Source organism: Komagataeibacter kakiaceti JCM 25156, assembly GCF_000613305.1.
The window spans coordinates 94,233-100,730 of record NZ_BAIO01000001.1; the positions used below are offsets into that span (position 1 = coordinate 94,233).

Consider the following 6,498-nt stretch of genomic DNA (forward strand, 5'->3'; position numbering starts at 1 on the left):
GGGAAATCATGGCCAGCCACCCCGAGGAAGGCAACAGCCTGTGCGAGCATATCTCCATGTCCCTGCTGGAGACGGGCTACGCTTTCGAGGGGCTGCAGATTCTTTCCGCGTGGCTCAGCCATATGCCCGGAACGGCCGCGCTGCTGAATAACATGGCCTGCGCGCTTGAACGTACGGGCCATTCCGAACTGGCCATAGCATGGTACGAAAAGGCCCTGGAGATAGCACCGGATGACCCGACGATCAGGTTTGGATATGCCCTCGCCCATCTCAAGGCCGGCAACTTCCATGAAGGCGGGAAATACTATGTCAAGCGGACCCCGTTAACCAACGGCATCAACTGGTGGTTCATGTCCCTCCCCCCCCTGCGCCATGGGATGATGTGGCCGGAAAGAAGGTCATTGTCTATCAGGAACAGGGATTGGGCGACACCATCCAGTTTATCCGGTTCGTTCCGTACCTGCTGGAGAAAGGGGCGGAAATAACGATTGCCACCCTGCCGCCGCTGCTGCGTCTTCTTACCCTTTCCTTTCCGGATGTCACCGTCAGGAAGCTTACGGATTTCCATAGGGAAGAAGGCTACAGCTATGCCGTCCCCATTCCGGATCTGACTTTTGTCGCAGGCGTAAAATCCGAAAGCGATATTCCGGCCCGGATCCCCTACCTTCGGGCCGATGAGCATGATGTCAGGAGATTTTCCGCCATGCTTCCGGCCCGTCGGCCCCGCATCGGCCTTGTCTGGGCGGGAGAGCGCCGCATGCAGGCCGAGTTCGTGGCGGCCGACAAGCGCCGCTCCACCACTCTGGCCGAGATGGGCGCCGCCCTTACCCCGGTGGATGCGACACTGATCAGCCTCCAGTTCGGTGCGCCCCGGCAGGAACTCACGGCCTGGCAGGGCCAGCCGCTGTTCGACCCGATGGGCGAAATCCGGGACATGGCGGATACGCTTGCCCTGATGGAAAGTCTGGATCTGATCATATCCGTCGATACATCGCCCGTGCATCTTGCCGGGGCGATTGGCAGGCCGGTGTGGCTGGTAAGCCGGTGGGACGCCTGCTGGCGCTGGGGAGATTCAGGCGATACCTCACCGTGGTATCCGAGCATACGCATATTCCGCGCGCAGGAGAGAGGTTTCGCTCCCGTCCTGAAGGAAGTCGGCGCCGCCCTGCAACAATGGGTAAGGGACTGGAAAGCAGACTGACCGCGCCCCAATGCGGGCACGCCATCATGTGCCGCCGGAGCCGGGTGTAGTTCAATCAGTTACCGTGCATGGCCATCGCCACGGGGGCCGAACGGTATGACGCCAGCGTCCGCCCCCGCATACCCGCCATTGGGGGCTTGCGCACGGCAGGCTCATCAAAATGCCGGCTCCCCTGGAAGGGATGGAACATGCGGGGCGGAGCATCTGCCGTGCCACCCTTTCCATCCGCGGGCGCCGCGATCATGACAGGTTTGTGGCGTCCCGTGCTGAGCGCATTGGCAAGAGGGAGAGGCTGCGCCCCGGCAGGGGAGGTTTTCTGGCCATTTTTCTGGCCGGGCGCCTGCTTGCCACGTTCATCCTGCGGAACGGCCCATGTCTCCAGCACTTTCCACTGATACGTGGAGCCGATACCGGGGGTCTGGGAATGATAGGCCGCCGCTGCCCGGGGCCAGCTTCCTGTCCGGTCATGCATCTGGAGCAGGAAATTGCCGGCATAAAGCGCGTTCCGGGCCGGATCGAACGCCTGCTCCAGGGACGAAAAGGCATCGGGATGCTGTTGCAGGTTGACCTGCATGCACCCGACATCAATCGACACGATCCCCTGACGATGAAATGTCTGCACGGCCGCCATGGCCTCTTCCCGCGTGGCGTAATGGTATCCGGTGCCTACCGCGTTGACGGTCCATGGCCATGCGGAAACGACCCCATCCGGATCCGTCCGGCCACTCTCCACCCGGCTCATGGCGGACAGGAACCCGTCAGGAATATGCAGGGCACGTTCAGCCTGCGTCGTGGCGTCCGCGCAGAGCGAGGCCTCTGGCGATCGGGCCATGGCCCCCGACAGACAGAAGCCCATGACAGGCAGGGACATGAAGGCCAGAAAGGATGAACGACAGGGCAGGATCATGGCATCAACCTGCCGTACGGTGGCATGATCGTATAGCCGGTCCGGACAGTTCATCTGTCGTTATTACATACGCTGTCTGATTTCCTTCGTTCATGTTATTTGTCACGTGACCCTGCCGGGGTTTCATTCCCGGACAGATGGGCCCCTGTCTCCTTCATGGCGGTACGGGCATGATTGGCAAAAAACTGTAGCCCCATACCCCAATTCCCTGCCCCCTGAATACGATTTTCGCTCCTGACGGGCTTTCATGCCGGCCTGAAGCCACAGGATGTGATGAGCATTGAATGTCATGGCCAGCCAGCGTATTCTACAGGACGCTATAGCTTGTCCCGGGAAAGACATTGGCTGAAACACATAAGGTGACCAGTTCCATGAGGAATCGCCTCAAGGCGACCATGAAGTGTGGCGGCCATGCCCGCCTGTAGCCATGACAGGGGATTTTCTTCGTTTCATGACGCGGGAAGGAACGTGACAGGACTGGCGCGACGGGTCATCTCCCTGCTTGCGGTGGCCTGCATGCTTGCTAGCATGTTCGTAGCCGCGCCAGCCGAAGCGGCGACGGTGCGCGTCAAGGATATCGTTGATTATGAAGGCGTGCGGGACAACCAGCTTGTCGGGTATGGTCTCGTTGTCGGCCTTCATGGCACTGGCGACCGCCTGACCAACACGATTTTCACACGCGAAACGCTGATCGGCATGCTCAACCGCCTCGGGGTGAACATCCGCGATCAGGAAATCCAGCTTCAGACGCATGACGTGGCGGCCGTGATGGTCACCGCGACCCTGCCACCTTTCTCGCATGGGGGCGGCCATATCGACGTGACCGTTTCCGCCGTGGGTGACGCCCGCGACCTGACCGGCGGCACGCTGCTCGTCACCCCGCTGCAGGCGGCGGATGGCGAAGTGTATGCCGTGGCCCAGGCTCCCTGGTCACGAACGCCTTCTCCGCGACGGGCGCGGCCGCCAGCGTTACGCGGAATATTCCCACCAGTGGCCATATCGCCAATGGGGGTGTGGTCGAACGTGAGGTGCCCGTGGCGCTCGGGGCCACCGGGGTCATCCACCTTTCCCTGCACAACCCCAATTTCACGACCGCGACCCGGATTTCCAACGCCATCAACCAGTATATCGCCCGTGGGCTTTCACGCGTCGATGACCCCCGCACCATCGCGGTCAACCTGACGGGGCGCGACCCTGCGCAGACACTCTATCGCATCGGGGATCTGACCATCGAACCCGATACCATGGCCAAGGTCGTTGTCGATGAAGCCAGCGGCACGATTGTCATGGGCGATAATGTACGCATAAGCACGGTCGCCATCGCTCAGGGGAACCTGACAATTCAGGTCACGGAAATGCCGCAGGTGGTTCAGCCCGCGCCTTTTTCGTACGGAACGACCGCTGTCGTGCCACAGACACAGATCAACGCCAGCACGGACAATTCGCATCGCCTCGGGATACTGCGTGAAGGCCCGACCCTTGCCAGCCTCGTATCTGGTATGAACGCGCTCGGGATGGGGCCACGCGATATGATCAGTATTCTACAGGCCATCAAGGCTGATGGCGCACTGCAGGCGGATCTTGAGGTAAGGTAAGAGTATGAGTGTAGGAAGCATCACCAGTTCCCTGGCCTCTGCCAACCAGCAGGCATCAGCCACGCAGTCCAGCAGGGACACCGCCCTGGCGGAACAGGCGCACAAGGCGGCCGTTGATTTTGAAGGGGTGGCCATTACCGAATTCCTCCAGCCGATGTTCGATACCGTCGATACATCGAGCGGCCCCTTTGGCGGTGGGGCGGCTGAATCACAGTTCCGCTCGCTCCAGATTCAGGAAATGGGCAAGCAGATCGCCAAGAATGGCGGGATCGGGCTGGCCGATAGCGTTTACCGCCAGATACTGGCCATGCAGGAACAGGCTGAGGAGCAGGCCAGGTCATGACCCGCGCACCGGATGAAATGGAAGCCCTGCTCCTGAGCAGCTTTGAGAAGGTCTGCGCGGTTCTGGAAAAGGAGAATGATCTTCTGGCCGCCACGAAGCTGGAAAACGTGGCCGATCTCCTGCCTGAAAAGCAGAAAGAGATGCAGGCGCTTGAAGACCTGCTGGCACCCGGTGAAGAGGCCACGCCCCCGGACGAGGCACGGCAGCTTCTGCTGACCCCCAGAACGGAAGAGGCGGCAAAGCGTTTTGGCGCCCTGGTCCGCACCAATCGCAAGCTCCTGCAGAATGCGATCGAGGCGCAGAATACCCTTATCCGGCTGATTGTGGTGGATGCCGCGCAGGAATCATCCACCGGTTATGCCGCGTCCGGTCGCTATGCGGTCAACAAGATCGAGCAGACCGCCCTTACATTACGTAGCGACGTCTGATCCCAAATACCCCCATGCTCCCTGCCCGGCCTGCCCTGACAGGCTGTTTAAAACAGGTTCCGAAGTCTCCCGGGTTACAGCATGTCCAGCCCGCCTGACGGCACCATCTTGATCCCCGCCGTAACCGGAATGCTGGATTCCCGCGCCGCGGGGTGAACGGAGCCGTCAATACCGTTCATCCGCGCACCGAGCGGGATGAAGGCATCCTCGTTAAGACGGCAGCCAATTCCCCATAGCGTGGTGAATGGCTCTTCAATGCCCATACTGCGCATTTTCTTGCGTATCTGGCAGATCATGACATCAATGACCTTGCCATGCGGTTCGCTCTGCCCGGCATAAAGATTGTCGAGCATGGCCTCCTTGCTCAGTACCTGCCCCTTACGTAGCGCCAGCAGTTCGACAATGTCGTATTCCCGTTTGGTCAGCGGGACCGGTTTGCCATCAATATAGGCCTCCCGCCGGTCCACGTTCACCGTCAGCCGCCCGATCTGCAGGGTCAGGCTGTCATGCCCGCTGGCACGGCGGATAATGGCGCGCAGGCGGGCCAGAAGCTCCACGGGATCGACCGATGCCGGAACACAGTCATCGGCACCGACGGACAGGACCTCGGCCACGCCTGCCGGGGTTATGTCCCGGGCAATGATCATGATGGGCGTCGGGACACGGCTGTTACGGATATGACGTAACAGTTTCGCATCCGGCTTCACCTGCTGGATGACCGCGATGTCGTACTGGGAGCGGCGCAGGGTTTCCACCACCCTTCCGGCCCTGACATCGTCATGGATACGGCCCCTTCTATCGCGGCCTTGGACAACCCGGTGCAGGGCCGTCCATCGCCATGGATCGAACTGTCACTGATACACAGTACCCGCATGTTCTCTTCCGCTACCCATCCTGAAAGCCATTCACGCACGGAATACAGACCCGCTTCCGCGCATATCCGTTTCTACCGCGCACCTGCGCCTGTCCGTGGCAGGACAGGGAACCGTGTCGAAATGCCCCTGACCACTGTAAAACCGTATCAGCCTTAACATCCTTTTACTCCATGGCCAAAAAACACCTTGCTAAGCCATGGTCATCCCATAATCTGATAACGGTATGGTTAGGTGGTGTCTGTGGGCCTTCCATAAGACGAAGAGCATGAATCATGGCAGCGGCTGGTCTTTTCCCTGCCGTGTTTTTCCGGGTTTGAAGGACGATAGAGATGGCGGATACTACGGCGGCAGCGGCGCTTGCTTCAAGCATGCGCACAAATACGACAGAGATTACACATGCGGCCCATCGCGCCACCCAGCCGGAAAACGTGGCGAGCAACGGCCTGAATATCGCCTCCAGAAGCATAGACGGCTCCAAGTCATCCATGCAGTTCGATGCGACGGGACAGACATTCCCACCGGGAACTCGGCGAAAAAAGATTCCGCCACGCAAAGCCTCGTCAACATGCTTGCCTGAACATGATCCGGCCGCGATGAAGGCGGCTGTATCGTGACCCCATCCAGCCCGACTTTCCATCATGGCCCGAAAGGGTGGAAAGCCGGGATGGCCGGATGATTATGGCGAGCGGCTGCCAGCCAGCCCGGTACTTCATGAGATCAACATTGAAAGCCTGCGGAACATGTCAGGATGCCATGCGCCTGCGCCCTATAATTTCACGACGCGATAGGGTGGCTACCGCATCCTTGCCTCAGGATTGACCATACGTGTTTTCCAGCAGATCCCCAGGCGTGAGACGCTATATCGCGCTTCCGGTCATCATGCTCCTGTCGTGTTCAGCCATAACACCCGTCATGGCTGCGGGGCAGCATGTACGCTCCCAGCCACATGGGAAGCACCAGAGCAGGTCCAGCAAGCCGCCTGAGCAGGCCAGGCCTGTCCCCGCACCCGCCGTCGCGGCTGCAAATCCACCCCAGAACACCAATCTCCCACCCGGAATGCTTCCTACCGGCCTTCCGGCTTCGTGGCAGGCAACGGTTCTGGATACCCTTGTTTCGCCGCCACCGCCCGTGCAGCCAGCCGGAAGCGCC

At 60.3% G+C, this 6,498-nt stretch carries 8 protein-coding genes and 1 pseudogene; 6 read left to right on the forward strand and 3 right to left on the reverse strand.

The features are described from left to right. Positions 1–8 precede the first annotated feature (8 nt). Together JCM25156_RS30320 and JCM25156_RS30325 are read left to right on the forward strand one after the other, a co-directional pair. A complete protein-coding gene (locus JCM25156_RS30320; protein ID WP_242402345.1) occupies positions 9–485 on the forward strand; it encodes a tetratricopeptide repeat protein in 477 nt (158 codons plus the stop codon). Further along, a complete protein-coding gene (locus JCM25156_RS30325) occupies positions 383–1,201 on the forward strand; it encodes a glycosyltransferase family 9 protein (protein ID WP_242402346.1) in 819 nt (272 codons plus the stop codon). Before JCM25156_RS30320 ends, JCM25156_RS30325 begins: the two co-directional genes overlap by 103 nt. 55 nt (positions 1,202–1,256) lie before the next feature. Here the strand turns inward: JCM25156_RS30325 and JCM25156_RS00480 are convergent, their stop codons facing one another. Continuing rightward, the gene (locus JCM25156_RS00480) at positions 1,257–2,162 is read right to left on the reverse strand and encodes a transglycosylase SLT domain-containing protein (RefSeq protein ID WP_025811513.1); all 906 of its coding nucleotides are present in this window, start codon (positions 2,160–2,162) and stop codon (positions 1,257–1,259) included. Positions 2,163–2,624: 462 nt separating this feature from the next. Between JCM25156_RS00480 and JCM25156_RS20345 the strand changes: the two are divergent. The 3 genes and pseudogenes from JCM25156_RS20345 to JCM25156_RS00495 all read left to right on the forward strand — a co-directional run bounded on the left by JCM25156_RS20345 (position 2,625) and on the right by JCM25156_RS00495 (position 4,474). Further along, positions 2,625–3,703, forward strand: a pseudogene (locus JCM25156_RS20345) (flagellar basal body P-ring protein FlgI). A gap of 4 nt (positions 3,704–3,707) precedes the next feature. Next, on the forward strand, positions 3,708–4,046 hold the full coding sequence (locus JCM25156_RS00490; protein WP_025811515.1) for a rod-binding protein: 339 nt from the start codon (positions 3,708–3,710) through the stop codon (positions 4,044–4,046). Next, on the forward strand, positions 4,043–4,474 hold the full coding sequence (locus JCM25156_RS00495) for a hypothetical protein (protein WP_025811517.1): 432 nt from the start codon (positions 4,043–4,045) through the stop codon (positions 4,472–4,474). Before JCM25156_RS00490 ends, JCM25156_RS00495 begins: the two co-directional genes overlap by 4 nt. A 74-nt stretch (positions 4,475–4,548) precedes the next feature. Here JCM25156_RS00495 and JCM25156_RS20350 read toward each other — a convergent pair whose 3' ends face one another. Next, the gene (locus tag JCM25156_RS20350; RefSeq protein WP_242402347.1) at positions 4,549–5,229 is read right to left on the reverse strand and encodes a response regulator transcription factor; all 681 of its coding nucleotides are present in this window, start codon (positions 5,227–5,229) and stop codon (positions 4,549–4,551) included. 449 nt (positions 5,230–5,678) lie between these two features. Here JCM25156_RS20350 and JCM25156_RS00505 point away from each other — a divergent pair, with 449 nt between their 5' ends. Next, on the forward strand, positions 5,679–5,963 hold the full coding sequence (locus tag JCM25156_RS00505) for a hypothetical protein (protein ID WP_025811519.1): 285 nt from the start codon (positions 5,679–5,681) through the stop codon (positions 5,961–5,963). A 280-nt stretch (positions 5,964–6,243) separates the two neighbouring features. Here the strand turns inward: JCM25156_RS00505 and JCM25156_RS30130 are convergent. Then, positions 6,244–6,498, reverse strand: a 255-nt coding sequence (locus JCM25156_RS30130) for a hypothetical protein (RefSeq protein ID WP_206777840.1), incomplete at its 5' end; no start/stop codon positions are given.

Coding starts and splice junctions, on each gene's coding strand:
- JCM25156_RS00495 (WP_025811517.1), top strand. CDS start 4,043: ATGACCCGCGCACCGGATGAAATGGAAGCCCTGCTCCTGAGCAGCTTT.
- JCM25156_RS30320 (WP_242402345.1), top strand. CDS start 9: ATGGCCAGCCACCCCGAGGAAGGCAACAGCCTGTGCGAGCATATCTCC.
- JCM25156_RS00505 (WP_025811519.1), top strand. CDS start 5,679: ATGGCGGATACTACGGCGGCAGCGGCGCTTGCTTCAAGCATGCGCACA.
- JCM25156_RS00480 (WP_025811513.1), bottom strand. CDS start 2,162: ATGAACTGTCCGGACCGGCTATACGATCATGCCACCGTACGGCAGGTT.
- JCM25156_RS00490 (WP_025811515.1), top strand. CDS start 3,708: ATGAGTGTAGGAAGCATCACCAGTTCCCTGGCCTCTGCCAACCAGCAG.